Below are 20,150 nucleotides of genomic sequence, written 5' to 3' on the forward strand. Positions count from 1 at the left end.
TAAGACAGAGCCAGTTTTGTTTAGTTTTTTTATTGAGCATGTTGCTTGTGGCATGCGGCCAGGCAAACAAATCAGCTGAACCTATTGTGCTACAGGGCAGTACAATGGGCACAACCTATAACATTAAGGCTTTTCCCCAGCAAAGCACACTGACAGAAGCGCAGTTACATACTGAGGTTGAGGCTGCGCTAAAAGCGGTGAATCAATCTATGTCGACCTATATTCCAGATTCAGAGATCAACCAGTTCAATCGTCTGGCTGCTAACCAGGTCATGCCTGTCAGTGAGGACTTCAGAAAGGTGGTGGCTGAGTCCATTCGCCTGGGTCAGTCTACAGAAACTCTGGATGTAACCATGGGGCCGCTTATTGATTTATGGGGATTTGGCCCGGACAAACGCCCGACCAAGCGACCTTCCGATCAACAGCTGGCGCAGATGCGCGAAGAAATTGGCCTGGATAAGCTCATTTTAACCGATGCGGGCCTGGCAAAAACTCTGGACCATCTGGAGCTGTCTTTTTCAGCAACAGCGAAGGGCTACGGTATAGACAAAGTGGCCGAACTCATCGAGTCTCACGGTATCACTAACTATATGGTGGAAATTGGGGGTGAGCTGAGACTATCGGGTACTAAGCCGGGTGATGAGCCTTGGCGCATTGCCATTGAGAAGCCGGATGCACCGGTTGGACAAAGACAAATTCACAAAGTGATTGAGCCGGGTAAGAACAGTGTGGCGACGTCAGGCGATTATCGTATTTTTTATGAAATGGATGGTGAGACCTTTACCCACCTGATCGATCCGGGTACGGGTAAGCCTGTCAAACACGATCTGGTGTCTGTGACGGTATTGCACCCTTCTGCGATGACAGCCGATGGACTCGCTACAGCGCTAACTGTGATGGGGACTGAACGCGCCAGAGCGTACGCTGAGCTACACGACTTAGCGGTCTACTTGATCAGCAAAAGTGATGACGGTCTGAAGGTGTATGCCAGCAGCGCATTCAAGCCTTATTTATAAGCGGATCTGTGTCGCGAACGTTTCAACTTAAGCGCGTTTAGTTATATAATGAGCACAATTCACCGTCACACATCCAAACTTGTGGATGAATAAGCAAAAGGGGCCTGAGATGTCACTATTTTTACTTACCTTCGGATTGCTGTTGTTGATCGCCGTTGCAATGGCGGTAGGCGTTATAGTACAGAAGAAATCAATGGCCAGTAGTTGTGGTGGACTGGGCTCCATGGGCATCGACAAGATCTGCGATTGTGACGACCCGTGCGACAAACGCAAGAAGCGTCTTAAGAAAGAGCAAATGTGGAAAGAGAATCAGATTCTTTAATCCGTTGCTTTCACCAAAAACGCAAGCTCAGGCTTGCGTTTTTGCGTTTCAGGCCCCGAATAACAGAGCTCTAACCCAATGCAACAAACCTTGTATTTTATTCGCCATGGTGAGCCGCTTGAAACCGGTCGATTGCTCGGGCGCACAGATTTGCCGGTAAGCATATCGGGTAATGAGCAGGTGTATGCCCAACTACAGGCTTGTGATGTCATTTCACAGGTAATTAGCTCTCCGTTACAGCGGTGTCAGACTGTGGCGCGCGCGTTTTGTGAATCAGCCGGTTTGCCACTACAGGTTGACCCCAGGCTCAGTGAAATGGACTTTGGCGACTGGGACGGACAAAGCTATGAGGTGCTCTGGCAGTCAACGCAGTCGCCCGGCATTGGGGATTTCTGGCAGAGCCCGTGGCAGCATACGCCACCAAACGGTGAACCGATGTCAGCATTTCACTTACGCTTAAATGACTGGTGGCAGCAGTTTACGACAACGCCCTCACCCCAGAACACCGCCATTGTCACCCATGCGGGGGTGATTAAACAGTTGCTGGCAACCTGGTTAGGCTTGCCTGAGGGCTTTGATACGCATTTATCTCGGCTGGAGATAGGCTATGCCAAAGTGATTAAAGTAAATGTCTTCTATGATGACACCGGTCGTGCCTGGCCGAAAGTTGTGTTTTAGACGTCTGGACTTCATAATAGGTGCTAAATCTAGAATCGTAATGTATTGGTAGTCATTGGGAATGAGGTGCAAATCCTCAGCTGTCCCCGCAACTGTAATGGACTTTTATACCAATTTGCTTAATTAAGTGTTCTATTTTGAGGCGAGAAAATAGGGTCGATAACACCGCTCACGCGTCCTGCTATCGCTGAGGCACCTATGTCCATATAGGCGAGGCAAAAATTTTGCTATTTAGTTGTTCTAAATGAAAAATTTTTAACGCCGTTAGCGTCATATTTGCTCCGTCAAATTGAACAGGTATTAAGTGAAATTGGTATTAGTCTGAAGCCAGATACCAAGGCCAATACCTACACTTAAGCGGGCGCACTTAAGTCAGTACAGAAGGCCAGTCGTAGCAATGCGAGTGGCCTGCTCTGCTGCCGTCCGTATTTGAGGCGGTATGAGTTCACCACAAATCTCCGTGCACAACCTGAGTCTGAACCTCGGCAATAAGCCTGTACTGAGCGGATTAAATTTTGCCATTGCGCGCGGTCAGTTTATTGGCCTGATTGGGCCAAATGGGGCGGGAAAATCCAGCTTATTACGCTGCCTGTATCGTTACTGGGAGCAGACTGAGGGCGAAATTCGTTATGTGGGTAGACCTGTGTCTGACTACCCCCGCCGGGCTTATGCGCGTCAGGTTGCGGTTGTTTTACAGGAGATCCCCAGTCAGTTTAACCTGGCGCTGTTTGAGGTGGTGGCGATGGGCGTCACACCACATAAAACTCTCTTTAGTACAGTCAATGCCGACGATAAACAGCGTATTTTAGAAGCCATTGAGCGTGTGGGCCTGAGCCACAAGGCGCAGCAGGCTTTTGATTCCCTGTCCGGGGGCGAAAAGCAACGGGCGATGATCGCCCGGGCCATGGTTCAGCAACCTGAGCTGTTAATTATGGACGAGCCCACCAGTCATCTAGATGTGAAATACCAGATCCAGATCATGGAGCTGGCTAAGGCCATGGGGGTGACTGTGATTGCTTCTTTTCACGACCTAAACCTGGCGGCTGCGCTCAGCGATGAGTTGCTGGTGCTGGCACAAGGTAAGCTGATGGCTCAGGGCACACCTCTGGATATTATAACCCCCGACTTACTCAGCGACATTTTTGGGGTGTGTGCCGAAGTAGAAACGGTACCCGGACTCCACAGCAGCGCACCGGGTGTGCCCCACATTCGTTATCATTATGGGTATCAGTTATGAAGGCTTTGCTGATACCGGGTCTCATTTTTGCCTGCATGTTCAGCCTGCTCTGTGCGCTGTCTGTCGGCGCCGTTTCTTTGAGTTGGGGTGAAGTCTGGCAGGCACTGAGTAGCTATGATAGCAGCATACTGAGCCAGAAAATTGTTGTAGAGCTGCGATTACCCCGCACTTTACTGGCATTCTTCGCCGGTGCTGGGCTGGCCATTGCCGGGCTCATTCTGCAAACGGTCACCCGAAACCCATTGGCCGATCCTTACTTATTTGGCATCTCCTCTGGCGCCTCATTTGGTGTGGTGTTGCTGGTCGCGCTGTTTGGTGTGCAAAGTGCGCTGGCGTTGTCCGGTGCCGCGTTTGCGGGCAGTGCTGTGGCAATGGGTCTGTTGCTGCTGATTGCCTTTCACAAAGGCACCGCCCTGGTTGAAAACATGTTGCTGTCGGGTGTCGCGTTGACCTTTTTATTCTCGGCCTTTACCAGTTTGCTGTTGTACTGGAGCGATCCGCAGGCCATTAGCGCGATTATATTCTGGAGCCTGGGCAGTTTCAGCCGCGCAGACTGGCAATGGTTGTGGCTGCCTGCATTGGTTGTTTCGCTGGGGTGTACCCTCATGCTGTTAATGCGCCGCAGCCTGAATGCCTTGCTGGTTGGAGATGAGAGCGCGGGGACGCTGGGGATCAACGTCCACCGGCTCAGGCTGGGCATGCTGATCTTGGCGTCGATGTTAACGGCCGTGATTGTCGCGGCCTGTGGTGGTGTCGGCTTTGTGGGCCTGATGATCCCCCATATCGTGCGCTTTTTTATCTCTCAAGTTCGCACTGCGGGTATGTTAGCGACGGCCTTATCAGGTGGACTCATGATGTTGTGGGTCGATGTACTCGCTCGTACCCTGATAGACAATCAGGAGCTGCCGATTGGGGTGATCACCTCAGCGATTGGCAGCGTGTTTTTCTTATCGCTGTTAATCGCCAAAAAGCGCGCCGCCAGCATCTGATCTAACCGGAGACTTTATGATCCCACAACTCAACCGCCAGCATGACACGCATATTCAGCACACCATAGATATGAAGACTAAGCCTCAGGGCGCTTTGGGCAAGCTTGAAACGCTGGCACATCAGCTGGTCACGATTTTAAGTCAGGGCATGGAGCGCAGTCAGCTTGAAAGCGAAAGGCCAGATATCGTAAGGCCTCAGATGCTGATCTTTGCCGGCGATCATGGCATTGCAGGCGAAGGCGTTTCCATTGCACCCAGTGAAGTGACCGCCCAGATGGTGGCTAACTTTGCCACTGGTGGCGCGGCCATTAATGTTTTATGCGCTCAGCTTGGCTGGCAACTGAGTGTGATTGATTGTGGTATTTTGACGCCACCGGCGCCTGAGCTGAATGTGGTGTCGCAGCGTCTTGGTAATATCACCCGACCTTTGCACCTTGAACCAGCACTGAGTGAAGCGCAGCTGGAGCAAGGCCTGGCATTGGGTCAAGAAGCGGTAAAGCCAGCACTGGCATCAGGCACTAACTTATTTGCATTGGGCGAAATGGGGATCGGCAATACCACCGCCGCGGCAGCCATTTTTTCTGCCCTGAGCGGGCTAACAAGTGCCGAAACGGTCGGGCGAGGCACCGGCGTCAGCAACGAGGTGGTAGAGAAAAAGCAACAACTTATCGAGCAGGCTTTGCGATTACATCGTGAGGCATTGCATGACCCACGTCAAGTATTGCGCCGTTTAGGCGGGTTTGAGATCTGTCAGATGGTCGGTGCCATGCTGGAGATTGCCCGAGCTCAGAAGGTCATTCTGGTGGATGGCTTTATTGCAACAGCAGCGGCCATGCTGGCCTATCGGATTGACCCTGCGTGTAAAGATTATATGGTTTTTGCCCATTGCTCGGGTGAGCAGGGGCATCAGGCGATGCTGAGCTGGCTAAATGTTGAGCCACTATTGAACCTGAAAATGCGGCTCGGCGAGGGCACCGGTGCCGCACTGGCTTTACCCCTGTGTCAAAGTGCGCTGGCGTTTTATTATCAGATGGCCAGCTTCGAAGCCGCGGCCGTCACTCAGGTGGTCGAAACCTCATGAATGCGCTGAGACAATTTAAACTGGCGGTGATTTTTCTGACCCGCATTCCCGTTAAAGTGACGGGCGAGATCAGCAGTCAGGATATTAACCAGGCCAGTGGCTACTTTGCCTGGGTGGGCGTGTTATTGGGTGCTCTGCTGGCCCTTATCTACTTAGTGCTGAGCAGCTTCTTGCCCGAAGGCATTGCGGTATTGCTCACGCTTGGCGGCGGACTGCTGATCACCGGCGCATTCCATGAAGATGGCTTTGCCGATGTCTGGGATGGCTTTGGGGGCGGCTGGAGCGTGGCCGACAAGCTGACCATTATGAAAGACAGCCGCCTTGGCACTTATGGTGCTGCGGCATTGATCATCTTGTTGCTTACCAAATATCAGGCTTTGCTGGCACTGAGTGAGCGCGTCCTTTATGTCTGCAGTGCATTCATTCTTGCCCATGGTCTGAGCCGGGCTATGGCGACCAGCCTGATCGGTAAACTGGACTATGTGCAGGCGGATGCGCAAAGTAAAGTGAAGCCGGTTGCCCAGTCTCTTGCCCATGAAAGTAAGCAGTTACTCTATGTGTGTGGTATGAGTTTGCTGATAGTGAACTGGATAGCCGGGCTGTTTACGTTATGGCAAAGCATTGCGCTGCTTGGTGTACTTTGGCTATGCCGCACGATTTGTATTTACTGGTTTAAGCGTCAACTCGGAGGGTATACCGGAGACTGTCTGGGCGCGGCGCAGCAAGTGGGTGAGGTCGCTGTGTATCTATTTTGTCTGGGTGTCTGGTTATGACAGGGCGGGTGGAATTGATCCTCGGCGGGGCTCGCTCAGGAAAAAGCAGATTAGGTGAGCAAAGAGCAGAGCGCTGGCTTAGTGACGGCAAAGTTACCCGGCTAATTTATGTGGCCACGGCACGGTCAGGGGATGAGGAAATGGTCGCGCGGATCGCCCATCATCAGGCAACGCGCTCCAAGCACTGGCAGCTAGTTGAGGAGCCCTGGGCATTGGATCAGGTGCTGAGCACGCTTGGGCCTGATGATGGCGTATTGATTGACTGTCTTACGTTATGGTTGACCACTGCGCTTTGTGACTTCAGCAGCTCGGTATTTCAACACAGGCGCGCTGAGTTGCTGCGTGTCCTGAAATCCAGCCATGCACAGATTATTCTGATCAGCAATGAAGTGGGCCACGGTATCGTGCCACTTGGTGAGTTAAGTCGCCGTTTTGTTGATGAAGCAGGCTGGTTACATCAGGACATTGCCGCACTGGCGGATAAAGTCGATTTTGTGATGGCGGGTTTGCCGTTGACACTTAAAGGAGGGGAGCTATGAATACGTTAATGGTGCAGGGCACCACCTCTGATGCGGGTAAAAGCACGCTGGTAGCGGGCTTGTGCCGGGCATTACAGCGCCGCGGCATTGAGGTCGTTCCGTTTAAACCACAAAATATGGCACTTAACAGTGCGGTCACGCCGGATGGTGGCGAAATTGGCCGGGCTCAGGCGCTACAGGCCATGGCCGCCAAGGTACCGCTCAGCACCGACCTCAACCCTATCTTACTCAAACCGAATTCAGATACCGGTGCGCAGGTAATCGTACATGGCCGAGCGCTGAGTAATATGGAAGCGGCGGGCTATCACGACTACAAAAAAGTCGCCATGCAGGCCGTACTGACCTCACATCAAAGGCTCAGCGAACAGTATGCACTGTGTGTGGTAGAAGGAGCCGGGAGCCCGGCGGAAATTAACCTGCGGGAAAATGACATCGCCAATATGGGGTTTGCCTGTGAAGTAGATTGCCCGGTGATCATCATTGCGGATATCGACAAGGGTGGGGTGTTTGCTCACCTGGTTGGCACCCTGGCGCTGCTGAGTGAATATGAACAATCCCTGGTGAAAGGGTTTGTGATCAACCGCTTTCGCGGTGATATTGCCTTACTGCAAAGCGGCCTGGACTGGCTCGAGCAGTATACCGGTAAACCCGTATTGGGTGTGCTGCCTTACCTGCATGACCTGGCGCTGGATGCCGAAGATGCCGTGACCATTGCCAATCGCATCGACAGTCCTGAGGTCAAAGTGGCGGTTCTGCTACTACCACATATTAGCAACCACACCGACTTTGATACCCTGCGATTAGACCCCAAAGTGGACCTGCGTTATGTGCGCCACACCGAAACCATAGGCGCTGCCGACTTGGTGATCATTCCCGGCAGTAAAAATGTCCTCAATGACCTTGCCTTTTTGCGCGCAGAAGGCTGGGACGTCGAGCTGCAACGTCATGTGCGTTACGGCGGTAAGGTACTTGGGATCTGTGGCGGATTTCAAATGCTGGGCAAGAGCATTTGCGATCCAGAGCAGGTTGAGTCGACGCTGGGCACTATTAAAGGTCTGGGTCTGGCAGATTTCGAAACCAAACTGACGAGCAGTAAAACCCTGACTCAGGTGCAGGCAAACTGCCTTTTAAACGCACAGCAAACGCCATTGAATGGCTATGAGATCCACTGCGGGATTAGTCAGGGCCCGGCACTGGCGCAGCCATTTTTACAGTTTGTTGCACATCCATCGGGATGGCAAACCGACGGTTTTATCAGCGAGGACAACCAGCTGGCAGGTACCTATCTGCATGGATTGTTTGATAGTCCCGACGGGTTAACCTGTGTATTGCACTGGGCAAGCGAAGGTCGCTACAGTGGCGGCGGATTCAATCTGGCTGAGCACCGGGAGCTGCAACTTGAGCGGCTGGCAGATATGTGCGAAACCCATTTAGAGATAGATAAAATTCTGGCAATCAGTGAACAGAGGACAACATGAGCGAACACAATCAAGATAAACACAAGGCAAGACAGCAAAAAGTGAAAGAGCAGGTCGATGCCAAAATCGAACAGGCACAGGAAGAAAAAGGCATCCTGCAGGTGATCACCGGCAATGGCAAAGGTAAGTCCACTTCAGGTTTTGGTACCGTGGCCCGGTGCGTGGGTCATGGCATGAATGCTGCGGTTGTGCAGTTTATTAAAGGCATGTGGGAATGCGGCGAGCGTAACTTGCTGGAGCGTGCTGGTGTGCCGTTTGCCGTTATGAAGACAGGCTTTACCTGGGAGACACAAAACCGTGAAACAGATACCCAGGCGGCACAGGCTACCTGGCAACAGGCAAAGCAGTGGTTGCAGGATGACAGTATCGATCTGGTCCTGCTGGATGAACTCACCTATATGGTCAGCTACGACTATCTTGATTTGGATGAAGTGATTGAGGCGCTGGAAAATCGTCCAGCGATGCAGTCGGTGATCATCACCGGCCGTGGTGCACATCGTCGCCTGACTGAACTGGCCGATACCGTCAGTGAGGTGCGCAATGTGAAACACGCGTTTGAAGCGGGGATCAAAGCACAAAAAGGATTCGACTTTTGATGAACAAGGTCCTGATCATCTGGCTGAGTCTTGTGTTCTTTTTGACTGCAAAATCAGCGAGCGCAGATGATAGTCCTGTGCCGCCTGCCAAACGGATTGTGGCTCTTGCGCCCCACATTGTTGAGAACTTATATGCCATTGGGGCAGGAGAGCGCATCGTCGGCACCGTGGAGTATGCGGATTATCCGTCTGAGGCCAATCTGATCCCCCGTATTGGCGGCTTTCATGGTATTGCACTGGAGAAGTTGCTGGCTTTGTCGCCCGACCTGGTGATTGCCTGGCAGGGGGGCAATCAACAAGCCGACCTGGAGAAGCTTGAACAGCTTGGCATCAAGGTGGTGTACAGCGAAACCAAAGACTTACAACAGATCCCTGATGCGCTGCGCTGGCTGGGTCAGTTAACCGCACTGGAAGAAAACGCTGAGCAGGTTGCTCGGCGCTTTGAGCAAGGCCTGACAAAATTGCAGGAACGTTATCGTTCAGCTATGCCTGTATCTGTATTCTATCAGTTATGGCCTGCGCCTATGATGACAGTCAATGGTACCACCTGGATCCATCAAACCCTGGAGGTGTGCGGTGCCAGTAATGTGTTTGCCGATGCTACCACGGCATATCCTCAAATCAGTATCGAAAACGTGCTTTACACTAAGCCACAAGTGATAGTGATCCCGCAGGAAAAGTCCAAAAAAGCACAGCCCAAAATCGACTGGCACAACTGGCCAGAAATCCCGGCTGCCAAGCATCAGCAATACATAGAAGTGAATGCTGATTTATTGCACCGATATACCAGCCGGGTGCTTGAAGGGCTGAGCGGATTATGTGATAGACTTGATACTTCGCGAACTTACTATCAGAAACTCACAACAACTGGGAAATAAACATGACAACCTGGAGTGACGTGCTCGGGCACGAAAAACAACAAGCGTATTTTCAGGACACCCTAACCTATGTTGCTGAGCGTCGGGCGCAGGGCGTGACTGTTTACCCACCTCAGGAGCAGGTATTTGAGGCGTTCAAGGCGACCCCATTTGATCAGGTCAAAGTCGTGATCCTGGGGCAGGACCCTTACCACGGACCTGATCAGGCTCACGGACTGTGTTTCTCAGTGTTGCCAGGCGTTAAGGCACCACCGTCGCTGGCCAACATGTACAAAGAACTGGCGCAAGACATCGCGGGCTTTCAAATCCCTGACCACGGCTATTTGCTGCCCTGGGCTGAGCAAGGCGTACTGCTGCTCAATACCGTACTGACGGTTGAACAGGGACAGGCACACTCGCACAAACATCTCGGTTGGGAGCGCTTTACCGACGCCGTCATTGCACAGCTGAACCAACACAGCGAAGGGGTTATTTTCTTGCTGTGGGGCGCGCATGCGCAAAAGAAAGGCAAAGCGATTGACCAGCAACGTCATCACGTGCTGCACGCACCTCACCCGTCTCCGTTGTCAGCGCATCGTGGTTTTTTTGGCTGTCAGCACTTCTCGCAAACCAATACGCTATTGCAAAACATGGGCAAAACGCCCATCAACTGGCAAGTCTGAGCCGGATTCAAAAACAAAAAAAGGCGCTCAATGCGCCTTTTTCGTTAAATAAAGTCAAGCTCGTCCAAATCAATGCTGTCTGCGAATATGTCCAGTTCTTCCAATTCCTTACGCAGGCGTTGTTTGTCTTTCAGCGCTTCAATTTCACGCCACTTTCTTTTTTTGCCTTTAGATGAGGTTCTTCTCTTTGGTGCAGGACTTTCTAGTGTTGAAATAAAATCGTCTAGGCTATCCATGAATTTCTCCTATTGATGTACTAACCTCAAAGATTTGTGTTTACGCATTACCCAATTTGAATGAAAAACACACTTCAAGTAATGCTGGTATACCACAGACAAGAGAAAAGTAAAATAAAAATGTGTCCGTCAGGTTAAAAGCAGGTGACAGTTTGATGAAGCTCAAATTTGCTTCAAGTTATGCTGAAGTTAGGAAAACAAAGCGCTGGCGGGTAGGGAGCCGATGAGCCAGGCAATAAATCGTAGGGAATAAAAAAACGCCACATAAGGTGGCGTTTTTCGCATAGTTGATGAGCGCTGGAGGCGATATGCTTACAAGGCTTTAAAGCGAGCTTCCAGAGTTTCCTGAGCTGCCGCAAATGAACGAATACCTTCAGCCAGCTTTTCAGTGGCCATGGCATCTTGATTGTGCAACCAGCGGAATTCGCTTTCACTTAATGGTGCAGGCTTCGCTGTAACCTCATAATCGCTATCCAGTAAGTAGTCCTCTGTGGCAGGCAACTCACCCAGCTCTTCTAACAGTGCCGGGCTGATAGTCAGCTTGTCACAGCCGGTCAGTGCAACAATCTCGCCGGTGTTACGGAAGCTGGCACCCATCACAACCGTGTTGTAGCCATGACGTTTGTAAAACTCGTAAATACTGCGTACAGACTGTACGCCGGGATCTTGCAGCGGATCAGTCGGCTTTTCCAGGCCATTGGCCACGTGCCAGTCCAGAATACGGCCAACAAATGGCGAGATCAGGAACACGTTAGCGTCGGCACATGCACGGGCCTGCGCCTGACTGAATAGCAAGGTCAGGTTACATTTAACGCCTTGCTTTTCTAATGCTTCTGCAGCTTTAATGCCTTCCCAGGTAGAGGCAATTTTAATTAAAATCTTGTCTTTGCTGACACCCAGCTGCTCATACAGCGCCAGTAGCTGTTGTGCTTTGGCAATGGTCGCTTTGGTATCGAACGATAAACGTGCATCGACTTCGGTTGAGATATAGCCAGGTACAATATTGGCAATCTCTTTACCAATCAGTACGGCAAAGTAGTCACAAGCCAGTTCCAGTTGTTGCGTTGCGTCGTCATGCTGACTTTTGGCGTAATCCCAGGCCGCTTTCAGGTAATCCTGATAAGCAGGCATCTCGGCTGCTTTTAAAAGCAGAGACGGGTTAGTGGTGGCATCTTCCGGTTGGTGTTTACGGATTGCCTCGATATCTCCGGTGTCGGCGACGATAGATGAATGCTGTTTTAGCCTATCTAATGCTGAAGTCATGCTGTCCTCATTCCAATTCATAGCAGCGTGTCAAAAAGTCTACTTTTCCTATGTTGCATTACCGTGACCTGTGTGAATAGGTCATATGTCCGTATTTGCGAGGTCGCTTCACGAGAAATTCCGAATGCTGGATGCGGGTGCACTTCGTCAGTCGGGGATCTGTGTGACGAACTGCAAACAGGCTGGTCTGCCAGCAACTGGGCAAGCAGTGTCGAACCCCCGAAGAATATTGCGCTTGCGCTCACCGGGGGATAGTGTTGAAATTGACATTTATCAATAGTTAAGTCAATAGGCAGGCCATGATCACTCTCGTTTCCCCGGCAAAAAATCTCGATTATGATACTCCGGCGCACACCGCGCGTTTTACCCAGCCCGAACTGCTCACACACAGTGAAGAATTGATCCACGTGTGTCGTGACTTATCACCGCAACAGATAGGCACGCTGATGAAGATCAGCGACAAGCTGGCGGGTCTGAATGCGGCGCGCTTTGCCGACTGGTCGCAGCCTTTTACTCCCGATAATGCCAAGCAGGCTGTGCTGGCGTTTAATGGCGATGTGTACACCGGTCTGGATGCGGCAAGTATGGATGACGCAACACTGGACTATGCACAGCAGCATTTGCGTATTTTGTCTGGCCTCTATGGGGTACTGAAACCGCTTGATCTGATGCAGGCGTATCGCCTTGAAATGGGCACTAAGCTGGATAATCCGCGCGGTAAAAACCTCTATGAATTCTGGGGGCGTATCATTGCCGACAAGCTCAACGAAGCGCTGGAAGCGACTAATAGTCAGGTGTTGATCAACCTGGCATCAAATGAATACTTTAAAGCGGTAGACAAAAAGGCACTGAACGCTGAGATCATCTCGCCGGTGTTCAAAGACTGTAAAAATGGTCAGTTCAAGGTCATTAGTTTCTATGCCAAAAAAGCCCGTGGCATGATGGCGCGCTACATTCTGGACAATCAGGTCGAGTCACCCGAGGCATTAAAAGCGTTTGATGTCGCGGGTTATTACTACAGCGAAGAAGCTACCCAAAAAGCCAGTGAGCCGGTGTTTTTACGCGCTGAGCAAAACTAAGCGGGAGTTAACAATGGTGGCTAAAGGATTAGTTTTGGTTGCATTCATTGGGCTGTTGACTGGCTGTCAGGGCCAGCTCAGCACACATGCAGGTGGCATCGTCCTTACATGTGAGCATAATGAGCGTGCCTGTGTGCAGCGCTGCCAGGATGATTATTTCAGTGCTGATCCGCTTCAGGCACGGTGCATTCAGCGTTGTTATGAACAGGCGAATCAGTGTCGTGTGAGTGCGCCTGCTGAGTGACTTGGTTACCCGAACATAGCTCTGGTTAGCGCAAGCTGAGCAAACGCTCAGGTTTTCTGGGGCATATCGCAAAATATGCCTTTAACACCTTCACCTACCGATGCGCTGGACTTTAACCTGCAAGTAACCAAAATTTATACAACATACCATTACCTTGTTCAATTGCTATGGCATAATAGACTGCTAAAAATCAATGACAATTGAATGTCTCAAATATAATAAACAGGAATAGCGATGAAGCACCTATCCCTTCTTTTAACCATCCTGAGCGTTTTATTACTGAGTGCCTGTAATACAACGTCGATAAAGCAAACGCGTATCAATGTAGATCAACCTTTGGCTGCGGGTCAGGGCGTTATTGCAGTGCAAGTGATCAATAACACTGAGCGCTTGGCACCATGGCACCGAGAGTGGGGGGAAGTGATAGTTGTCCGTCTGGATAACCAACAAGCACTCAAGCAGGCAGCCGTTGCAAAGGCAAAAACTAAGGCAAAGGGTAAGCCAATCGATGAAGACAAGGTTGACTGGGATCCCGATGTTTATACACTGAGTGCAAGGTCACATGGTACTGAGTCCAGTCAGGTTTTTGTCGGTGCGGTTCCAGAGGGGGACTATGCCATCGTGCAGCTGTATAGCTACCATAACGACGGTAATGTGGTGTCATGGGTCAGTATGCCTGTTCTTTCCTCTGCTGGGGAATTTAAGGTGGCAAAAGGTCGCTTTACCGATCTGGGCTCTGTGGTGTTTCAGCCACTACTGAACATCAAAAATGACAGCTTCTGGAGTCAATCATCAAAACAAAAAGCCTATGTCACGCGGCTTAAAACCTCGGCGGAGCTGGGAACGTTTGTTCGCGAGCATTATGCTAATCTGAGTATGTCGGTTGATTTCTCTAGTCCGCTAGGGTGGCAGCAGGATATCCTCGATCCCATCAGAGATTCATTGGGGGCGCTGTCGCGAGATAATGCATACGGAGATAAAGCGGTTTCGATCAAGGGGGCCGATTATAACGCAGTACTCGCAAAGTTTGGTCAGCTCAGGCTCGTTTCTGATCGAAGGTGGCAGCAGTATAATTTACCGACAGACAGCGAACTTCTGTCAGCGATGGAACTAAACGGTCAGTTATTGGTGGGAAGCGAACGTGGTCAATTATTTGAAAAAACACCAGAAGGCTGGACGAGCCATGCGCCCGTCAGTGCCAAAGAGGCGATTGTTTGGATGGGGACTCATTCGCAGGTTGGATATGCTCTAACAAGCTCAGACAAGCTACATACCATCTACAAGTTTGGAAGCGTTGCTGAACAGTGGCAGCAAATTGGGCAATTCAAAAAGAAGCAAAGTCAAACATTTTGGGTACAAAACGGTGGTCTATTCGCGTTTTTTGACCAAGCCGGCAACTTGAAGATTATCAACGACAATAAACTGTATTGGTATGATGTGGCATTACAACAATGGCAAGCTAAAAAATACAAGTCATTTAAGCGTTTTACCCAACTTAAGACTGGTGCTTTGTTGGGCGTAGAGGTCAGCCAATGGGATGGTTATGGCGATCCCTTGGTGAGCTTTGATCATGGCAAGAGCTGGCAGAAAATTCAACGTGGCAGTACTTTGTTGAGTTACAATAAACATGACATGAGCCTGGCGGCGGTGTTATCTGATGGTACTTTGGTGAGTACCAGTTTGCAGAAGTCGGCCACTCAGACCAAACGTACTCACAAAATTATCACGCTGAAACCAGGTACTGAGCAGGCCAGTGGCTGGCAACAGCAGGGCCCGCTTAAAGCAAACTGCCACACTTTATTACCTGAGCTAACGTCGCAAAACACCCTTTACTTTTTGTGTGATCAGGGGCAGATAGTGAGTACGTCAGATCTGGGTCAAAGCTGGCACAGTGAAGTGGATATCAACATCGCACAAATGCAAAAACAGTACGAAGAATTTATTGCCAGTTATCTTGAGCGTCTAAAGAAGGCCGAGAGCACAGCAGCAGACAACGAAGGTGCCTCAGAGTAACCGATGAATAAAAATGTCTTGCTGCTGGCCTGCTGCCAGGGCCTGATCACCACAGGAAATATTCTGTTGGTGACCATTTCTGCGCTGGTGGGGCAGTTGCTCAGCCCGTCAGCGGCACTGACCACTTTGCCTGTCGCAATGCAGATGGCAGGGCTATTGATGGCGACCATTCCGGCCTCGCTGATCATGGCTAAAACCGGTCGCAGACTGGGCTTCTCACTGGGTAATCTGATAGGTATCAGTGGCACCTTGCTGGGGGTCTGGGCGCTCAGAGAAAGTGATTTTGCGCTGTTTTGTGTGGCGACCACTTTGATTGGTATCGGTATTGGTTTTGCCACCTTGTATCGATTTGCGGCCATAGAGGCCAGTGACAAGCCCGCTACGGCCATTTCGACCATTATGGCCAGTGGTGTGGTGGCAGCGATTTTGGGACCGAACCTGGCAGTCTGGGTCAATGAGGTGTATCCGGCGCTCAATTATGCCAACTCTTTTGTTGCGCTCAGCGGCTTGTATGTGCTCGCCTTACTGCTGCTTCAGGGCGTACGCTTTACTGAAGTCGATACACATACCACTGAAGCACCCGCCCGGACCTTGAAAGAAATCGTGGCACAGAAGCAGTTTCAGCTGGCGGTGCTGGTGGCCATGATCAGCTATTCCGTGATGAATTTTCTTATGACTGCGACGCCGCTGGCCATGCATCGTCATGGATTTGATCTGGCGGATTCTGCGTTGGTCATTGAATGGCATGTACTGGGCATGTTTCTGCCATCTTTCTTTACTGGCAAGCTGATTGAACGCTTTGGAGCCAGAGTCATGATCCTGTCGGGCTGTGTGCTGTATCTGGCCAGTGCCGGCATTAACCTGCTGGGCGTGAGCCACTGGCATTTTTTACTGGCCTTATTTGCCCTTGGCGTGGGCTGGAATTTTATGTTCATCAGTGCCACGCAGTTGGTGAGTCAGACGTATGCGCCGCAGGAGCGTGCCAAGGCGCAAGCCTGCAATGAGTTTCTGGTCTTCAGCATGGTGGTGGCATCCTCACTGAGCGCTGGGTTTTTGGAAGCCACGGTGGGTTGGCAGACGCTCAACCTGTGGAGTATGCCTGTGGTGGTGGCCGCTTTAATAGCCACCCTTGTGCTGTCCAGAAGCCGTGTTACACCTGCACGTTTACCGGCAGGCTGAGGTAGGCAAGCACCACTTCATCGCGAAACAGGATGTCCTGATGTTTGCCCTCGTTGCGGTAGTGCTGGCACATGGTCTGGGCACTGTGTGTTTGCGCTTTTAACAGCTGGCTGGGCATATCAACACCGGCCGCTGCGCTGTGCCATTTATCGGTGAGTGCCGGTGGCGGTGCTGGCAAAGAGGGTAGCACCCGCTCGACCAGCTCAAAGGCACTGTCGCGTGCCAGTAGCAGCATGTCGTCGTTGGCGGCGGCAAACCAGCTGACTCCGGTATGGCTCACACACACCAAAGGCATAAACGGGGCCAGTGCCGGGAAAATCTCATTACGATAGACGTCGACCTCCCAGTAGCTGCGAGCGATTTTAACGAACTGCTCAAAGCTGGTAATGGCACCAAACCCAGATTCTGCGAGTAAGCGGATCTCGACCCGGGGTTTATTGGGGTTGACGGTATCGTTGGCTGCATCCAGGTACCAGGGTCCGGCCACCAGCGCATTCTGAAAATACTCATCACGCAGCGAGCCCCATACCGGCTCGAGCGTCAGGCCTTTATCCAGTAGGGCTTTGAGCGGTTGCAGAGGTGCCGCAACTGGCTCTTTTGCCAGCTCTGCTTTAAGCAGATCCTGGATGGCATTGCGAACTTCTTTGCAGCGTCCGAGCGGATAAGGTTTGCCCGCAAAGGTGGGGTACTTTTGTGCCAGCGCGGGGTCAATCTTCAGGCGTAAATGGGCCAGATACACTTCCAGATCGGTGATTTGTTGTGCTGTGAGCATCGGGGTTCCTGCATCAGTGAGTACTGTATGCAGTGTAACCCCGAGTCTGACAAGATAAAAGCCGTCGGCTTATTTTATACAGCTGATCAGATAGCTGAGAATAGCATCCGGGTGATCTGGGTCACGGCTATAATCCGGCAGGTAGGCCGGTTTATCCAGTAACTGACGTTCAACCAGCATGTCAATGGCATCCAGCTGTGCCAGCCCGGTTTTGCCTAGATAAAGATTATCCAGCGAACGTTGCTGCGACAGCTTCACCACGTCTCTGAAGCCTTTCAGATAGAGATGGTCTTTGGTAAACCCGCCACCGCGAAACACCCGGGTCGTCAGGCCAAACGCTTCGGCGCTGCCCAGATAACTGGTATCACGCAAAAACTCATACACCTGATAAAACTGCTCACCTTTGACCATTTTATCCACGGCCAGCACCCGCAGTGCCAGGGTTTTCAGGCGCATGAGGTTGATATTCCCCGACTGGAACTCACGGAAAATCGCCAGCCCTTCCTGGGTATAGGTATTACCCGGCAGGCCCAGACGCAGCAGATGCAGCGGCTGTTGCTCGGCATTGAGCGTGGTGAGCAGGTGCACACCAATTTCATGCTCTATCAGTGCCCGCACATCCAGCTCTGAGAACATCGCCGTGCTGTTAACCAGCAGGGTTTTCTTGCCATTATCCACCATGGCTTTTGCCACCAGCTTAGTCGACAAGCTCACCTTACAGGGCAGCTGCATTTGTGCAATGGCCTGCTCAAAGCGGCCCAGCGCCTGCTCGGCATTGATGGTTTTTGGGGCCGCGGGCTGTGGCTCAGTGGCATGAATGATAAAGCGCGCGTTGGCGATGTCATCGACGCTCGGTTCACCATAGTAACGCAGCGAGTTATACAAGAACTGCTCTTTGCCGACCTGAGTGATAACGTCAATTTTCGTGGCAAAGTTATCAATCAGCTTGCGATAAATGTCTTTGATCAGCGGATCGCCGATGTCCGCCACGGGCAAGCGATAGAGTTGCTCTTTAAATTCATAGGGATCCATGCGCAGTGGGCGATACTTAAACTGGGGCCGGTAATGGCTTTTGTTAAAGAAACGGCGCTTTTCCTGAGCAATGTTAGTTGGGTTCACATAATGCAGAGTGTCCAGGTTACGGGCCAGTTTATACAGCGCCAGATCGACAGCCTTGATGGCCGGATCTATATGTTGCTGAACATGGTTAAACTGCGCCATGGCTTTGGAGCAATAGCGTTTAATAAAAAACCGCGCGGTCTGGGTCAGGGCAATATGCAGATTGCGCTTGAGCTTTTCGAACACCAGCGGGTAGAGCTCTCCGGTCAGCTCATCCATAAAGAACTTACGCACTTCCAGCGGCAGGATCAGGGTGTTTTTGTATGTTTTGGTTACAAACGTGGCCTGGTAGCCGTCACCCTGAAACACGCTGTTCTCGGCAAAGCTCAGCGGCGCGCCCTGAAACTTCTTGCGGCACAGCTGCTGCCTGAGGGTATTAAACACCGGACGCCAGCGCAGTGCATCGAGCTGGGCAGTGCCGAGGTTAAAGTCGGGCGCAAAGTCATACTGGCGAACCTGCCAGTTGTAGCTGTGGATGTCGAACACCAGACAGGCACCGAATTTTTTCTCCAGTGTATCCAGTACCAGCTTGAGCACCTGATAGTAGGCCGCATGTTTAGACAGACTGAGATCACGCTCGGGGCCATCTGGCTGCTGTTGCCAGACTTCTTTGCCCCAGGCCTTGGTATAAATGGCCTGTTGCGGGGCACGGTTGAGGTCGTACTCGTAACGGGAATCACGGGCTATCAACACAATCGGCATAGCATCAATCAGCTCGCCGGTGTGGGGATCTTCCTCTTCAAAACGGGCCTGTTCGCTCAGCGCCATATTGCTGTGCAAGGAGGTCCGCAAGCGGCTCCCGGCATGGACGGCTGTCGCCACATAAGGCACATATTCGCGGATGTGCAAATACACGGCACCGCCGGCCACTTCCCCTTCAAAGGGTTGCTGGGCGGCAAGGGCCGCGACCAGCGCTTGTTCAGACTGCATGGGCATCTTCAATTACCTGACGAAATGCATTTTTACGATGGTTTACCAGCTCTTTGGCATGCACCACACTTTCAACAAAGTCGATCACCTGTACCTGCAAGCGGGTGCGATTCAGGCGGTTGATGCGAGAGATCCCGCCCGGACTAAGTACATTCACCTCAATCAGCTTGCCGCCAATCACATCAATTCCCACAAAGTACAGGCCATCGCGTACCAGTTTAGGGCCTATGTGCTTGCACAGTGCCTGCTCCTGCGCGGTCAGTTTGTGCTTAACCACTTTGCCACCGGCATGCACATTGGCACGCACTTCATTACTGGCCGGAATGCGTTTCATCGCCCCGATGGGCTCGCCATTGAGCATCAGGATCCGCACATCGCCTTCTGCAGCGCCGGGGACATATTCCTGTAAGATCACATAATTACTGCCTTTGCCAGACTCATCGCCACCAATATAAAACTCCAGCAGGGAGCTGAAACTTTGCTTGGCGCTTTTCTCCAGCACAATGACACCGCGACCACCGTAGCCATCGAGCGGCTTGAGGATCATTTTTTCGCAGCTGGACTCGGCGAAGATCCGCTCCAGGTATTCTTTGTTTTTTGACACATGGGTGGCTGGAATAAACTCACTGGCGGTGCCCTGAAAGGACGCGGTGTACAGCTTATTGTTAGCAATACGCAGCCCGTCGATATCGTTTACGATAAAAGTATCGTCGCGCACAGAATCAAGAAAGTTCATGGCCAGGGTATCGAGCGGCGGATTGGCGCGCATAAAAATCACATCAAAACCGGCCAGCGGTAACTGAGTGCGCTTAAACTGGGCCTTGTTGTAAAAGCTGACGAAGTTGTCAGAGACTTTGTCCTGTTTGACGAACACATCGCAAAACGCGCTGGCAACGCTGTCGCGGATGGTCAGGGCGTTGACTGTGGTAATGGCCACAATGTGATTGCGCGATACCGCTTCGTGGATCAGGCGCAGGGTACTGTCGTTCTCGGCGTCAACCCGCTCCCACGGGTACATAATAAAACAAATTTTCACTGTCGGAATAGATCACTTAATCAGGCTTAT

General features: G+C 51.5%; 21 protein-coding genes and 1 riboswitch. Of the genes, 16 read left to right on the top strand and 5 right to left on the bottom strand.

Features of this window, described 5'->3' with window-relative positions; all coding sequences use genetic code 11:
* The first annotated feature begins 38 nt into the window (after positions 1-38).
* The 12 genes from ACXAH1_RS17880 (at position 39) to ung (ending at position 10,249) form a co-directional block, all read left to right on the top strand.
* Positions 39-1,016 (top strand): FAD:protein FMN transferase, encoded by a 978-nt coding sequence (locus ACXAH1_RS17880; RefSeq protein ID WP_475198616.1) that lies wholly within the window; start codon positions 39-41, stop codon positions 1,014-1,016.
* Between the two features lie 109 nt (positions 1,017-1,125).
* On the top strand, positions 1,126-1,338 hold the full coding sequence (nqrM, locus tag ACXAH1_RS17885) for a (Na+)-NQR maturation NqrM (protein ID WP_046003082.1): 213 nt from the start codon (positions 1,126-1,128) through the stop codon (positions 1,336-1,338).
* Between the two features lie 78 nt (positions 1,339-1,416).
* Positions 1,417-2,016, top strand: a complete 600-nt coding sequence (locus tag ACXAH1_RS17890; RefSeq protein WP_475198532.1) for a histidine phosphatase family protein — start codon at positions 1,417-1,419, stop codon at positions 2,014-2,016.
* Positions 2,017-2,216, top strand: a riboswitch (cobalamin riboswitch).
* A 239-nt stretch (positions 2,217-2,455) separates the two neighbouring features.
* Entirely contained in the window at positions 2,456-3,253 is a 798-nt protein-coding gene (locus ACXAH1_RS17895) for an ABC transporter ATP-binding protein (RefSeq protein ID WP_475198534.1), read from the top strand.
* Positions 3,250-4,242, top strand: a complete 993-nt coding sequence (locus tag ACXAH1_RS17900) for a FecCD family ABC transporter permease (RefSeq protein ID WP_475198536.1) — start codon at positions 3,250-3,252, stop codon at positions 4,240-4,242. Before ACXAH1_RS17895 ends, ACXAH1_RS17900 begins: the two co-directional genes overlap by 4 nt.
* 16 nt (positions 4,243-4,258) lie before the next feature.
* Positions 4,259-5,323, top strand: a complete 1,065-nt coding sequence (cobT, locus tag ACXAH1_RS17905) for a nicotinate-nucleotide--dimethylbenzimidazole phosphoribosyltransferase (RefSeq protein WP_475198538.1) — start codon at positions 4,259-4,261, stop codon at positions 5,321-5,323.
* Complete coding sequence (locus ACXAH1_RS17910) at positions 5,320-6,096, top strand: adenosylcobinamide-GDP ribazoletransferase (RefSeq protein ID WP_475198540.1); 777 nt, start codon at positions 5,320-5,322, stop codon at positions 6,094-6,096. Before cobT ends, ACXAH1_RS17910 begins: the two co-directional genes overlap by 4 nt.
* A complete protein-coding gene (gene cobU / locus ACXAH1_RS17915; RefSeq protein ID WP_475198542.1) occupies positions 6,093-6,635 on the top strand; it encodes a bifunctional adenosylcobinamide kinase/adenosylcobinamide-phosphate guanylyltransferase in 543 nt (180 codons plus the stop codon). The genes ACXAH1_RS17910 and cobU overlap by 4 nt, the downstream gene beginning before the upstream one ends.
* The gene (locus ACXAH1_RS17920; RefSeq protein WP_475198543.1) at positions 6,632-8,113 is read left to right on the top strand and encodes a cobyric acid synthase; all 1,482 of its coding nucleotides are present in this window, start codon (positions 6,632-6,634) and stop codon (positions 8,111-8,113) included. Before cobU ends, ACXAH1_RS17920 begins: the two co-directional genes overlap by 4 nt.
* Positions 8,110-8,709 (top strand): cob(I)yrinic acid a,c-diamide adenosyltransferase, encoded by a 600-nt coding sequence (gene cobO / locus ACXAH1_RS17925; RefSeq protein WP_475198544.1) that lies wholly within the window; start codon positions 8,110-8,112, stop codon positions 8,707-8,709. Before ACXAH1_RS17920 ends, cobO begins: the two co-directional genes overlap by 4 nt.
* Positions 8,709-9,587 (top strand): cobalamin-binding protein, encoded by an 879-nt coding sequence (locus tag ACXAH1_RS17930; RefSeq protein WP_475198617.1) that lies wholly within the window; start codon positions 8,709-8,711, stop codon positions 9,585-9,587. The genes cobO and ACXAH1_RS17930 overlap by 1 nt, the downstream gene beginning before the upstream one ends.
* A 2-nt stretch (positions 9,588-9,589) precedes the next feature.
* Positions 9,590-10,249, top strand: coding sequence for a uracil-DNA glycosylase (ung, locus tag ACXAH1_RS17935; RefSeq protein WP_475198546.1), 660 nt, complete (start codon positions 9,590-9,592; stop codon positions 10,247-10,249).
* 44 nt (positions 10,250-10,293) lie between these two features.
* On the opposite strand, the gene ACXAH1_RS17940 is transcribed toward ung, so the two are convergent.
* Together ACXAH1_RS17940 and tal are read right to left on the bottom strand one after the other, a co-directional pair.
* Entirely contained in the window at positions 10,294-10,485 is a 192-nt protein-coding gene (locus ACXAH1_RS17940) for a DUF3545 family protein (RefSeq protein WP_125557981.1), read from the bottom strand.
* Positions 10,486-10,797: 312 nt separating this feature from the next.
* Positions 10,798-11,748 (bottom strand): transaldolase, encoded by a 951-nt coding sequence (gene tal, locus ACXAH1_RS17945; protein ID WP_475198548.1) that lies wholly within the window; start codon positions 11,746-11,748, stop codon positions 10,798-10,800.
* 299 nt (positions 11,749-12,047) lie between these two features.
* Between tal and yaaA the strand changes: the two genes are divergently transcribed.
* The 4 genes from yaaA to ACXAH1_RS17965 all read left to right on the top strand — a co-directional run bounded on the left by yaaA (position 12,048) and on the right by ACXAH1_RS17965 (position 16,263).
* Positions 12,048-12,827, top strand: coding sequence for a peroxide stress protein YaaA (gene yaaA, locus ACXAH1_RS17950; protein ID WP_475198552.1), 780 nt, complete (start codon positions 12,048-12,050; stop codon positions 12,825-12,827).
* Between the two features lie 13 nt (positions 12,828-12,840).
* Positions 12,841-13,071 carry a hypothetical protein gene (locus ACXAH1_RS17955; RefSeq protein ID WP_475198553.1) on the top strand — a complete coding sequence of 77 codons (231 nt, stop codon included), beginning with the start codon at positions 12,841-12,843 and terminating at the stop codon, positions 13,069-13,071.
* Positions 13,072-13,305: 234 nt separating this feature from the next.
* Positions 13,306-15,084: a hypothetical protein gene (locus ACXAH1_RS17960; RefSeq protein ID WP_475198554.1), complete on the top strand. Its 1,779-nt coding sequence runs from the start codon at positions 13,306-13,308 to the stop codon at positions 15,082-15,084.
* A 3-nt stretch (positions 15,085-15,087) separates the two neighbouring features.
* Positions 15,088-16,263 (top strand): MFS transporter, encoded by a 1,176-nt coding sequence (locus ACXAH1_RS17965; RefSeq protein WP_475198556.1) that lies wholly within the window; start codon positions 15,088-15,090, stop codon positions 16,261-16,263.
* Here the strand turns inward: ACXAH1_RS17965 and ACXAH1_RS17970 are convergent.
* The 3 genes from ACXAH1_RS17970 to gshB form a co-directional block, all read right to left on the bottom strand.
* A complete protein-coding gene (locus tag ACXAH1_RS17970) occupies positions 16,235-17,035 on the bottom strand; it encodes a hypothetical protein (RefSeq protein ID WP_475198558.1) in 801 nt (266 codons plus the stop codon). The two genes, ACXAH1_RS17965 and ACXAH1_RS17970, sit on opposite strands and share 29 nt — an antisense overlap.
* 69 nt (positions 17,036-17,104) lie before the next feature.
* Entirely contained in the window at positions 17,105-19,084 is a 1,980-nt protein-coding gene (locus ACXAH1_RS17975; protein ID WP_475198560.1) for a flavohemoglobin expression-modulating QEGLA motif protein, read from the bottom strand.
* The gene (gene gshB / locus ACXAH1_RS17980; protein ID WP_475198565.1) at positions 19,074-20,120 is read right to left on the bottom strand and encodes a glutathione synthase; all 1,047 of its coding nucleotides are present in this window, start codon (positions 20,118-20,120) and stop codon (positions 19,074-19,076) included. The genes ACXAH1_RS17975 and gshB overlap by 11 nt, the downstream gene beginning before the upstream one ends.
* Positions 20,121-20,150: the final 30 nt, after the last annotated feature.

Source organism: Pseudoalteromonas sp. AWH4_217, assembly GCF_056161105.1.

Coding starts and splice junctions, on each gene's coding strand:
- ACXAH1_RS17910 (WP_475198540.1), top strand. CDS start 5,320: ATGAATGCGCTGAGACAATTTAAACTGGCGGTGATTTTTCTGACCCGC.
- ACXAH1_RS17970 (WP_475198558.1), bottom strand. CDS start 17,035: ATGCTCACAGCACAACAAATCACCGATCTGGAAGTGTATCTGGCCCAT.
- cobO (WP_475198544.1), top strand. CDS start 8,110: ATGAGCGAACACAATCAAGATAAACACAAGGCAAGACAGCAAAAAGTG.
- ACXAH1_RS17940 (WP_125557981.1), bottom strand. CDS start 10,485: ATGGATAGCCTAGACGATTTTATTTCAACACTAGAAAGTCCTGCACCA.
- ACXAH1_RS17930 (WP_475198617.1), top strand. CDS start 8,709: ATGAACAAGGTCCTGATCATCTGGCTGAGTCTTGTGTTCTTTTTGACT.
- ACXAH1_RS17965 (WP_475198556.1), top strand. CDS start 15,088: ATGAATAAAAATGTCTTGCTGCTGGCCTGCTGCCAGGGCCTGATCACC.
- ACXAH1_RS17890 (WP_475198532.1), top strand. CDS start 1,417: ATGCAACAAACCTTGTATTTTATTCGCCATGGTGAGCCGCTTGAAACC.
- cobU (WP_475198542.1), top strand. CDS start 6,093: ATGACAGGGCGGGTGGAATTGATCCTCGGCGGGGCTCGCTCAGGAAAA.
- ACXAH1_RS17975 (WP_475198560.1), bottom strand. CDS start 19,084: ATGCAGTCTGAACAAGCGCTGGTCGCGGCCCTTGCCGCCCAGCAACCC.
- cobT (WP_475198538.1), top strand. CDS start 4,259: ATGATCCCACAACTCAACCGCCAGCATGACACGCATATTCAGCACACC.
- ACXAH1_RS17880 (WP_475198616.1), top strand. CDS start 39: ATGTTGCTTGTGGCATGCGGCCAGGCAAACAAATCAGCTGAACCTATT.
- yaaA (WP_475198552.1), top strand. CDS start 12,048: ATGATCACTCTCGTTTCCCCGGCAAAAAATCTCGATTATGATACTCCG.
- ACXAH1_RS17960 (WP_475198554.1), top strand. CDS start 13,306: ATGAAGCACCTATCCCTTCTTTTAACCATCCTGAGCGTTTTATTACTG.
- tal (WP_475198548.1), bottom strand. CDS start 11,748: ATGACTTCAGCATTAGATAGGCTAAAACAGCATTCATCTATCGTCGCC.
- nqrM (WP_046003082.1), top strand. CDS start 1,126: ATGTCACTATTTTTACTTACCTTCGGATTGCTGTTGTTGATCGCCGTT.
- ACXAH1_RS17895 (WP_475198534.1), top strand. CDS start 2,456: ATGAGTTCACCACAAATCTCCGTGCACAACCTGAGTCTGAACCTCGGC.
- ACXAH1_RS17900 (WP_475198536.1), top strand. CDS start 3,250: ATGAAGGCTTTGCTGATACCGGGTCTCATTTTTGCCTGCATGTTCAGC.
- ACXAH1_RS17920 (WP_475198543.1), top strand. CDS start 6,632: ATGAATACGTTAATGGTGCAGGGCACCACCTCTGATGCGGGTAAAAGC.
- ung (WP_475198546.1), top strand. CDS start 9,590: ATGACAACCTGGAGTGACGTGCTCGGGCACGAAAAACAACAAGCGTAT.
- ACXAH1_RS17955 (WP_475198553.1), top strand. CDS start 12,841: ATGGTGGCTAAAGGATTAGTTTTGGTTGCATTCATTGGGCTGTTGACT.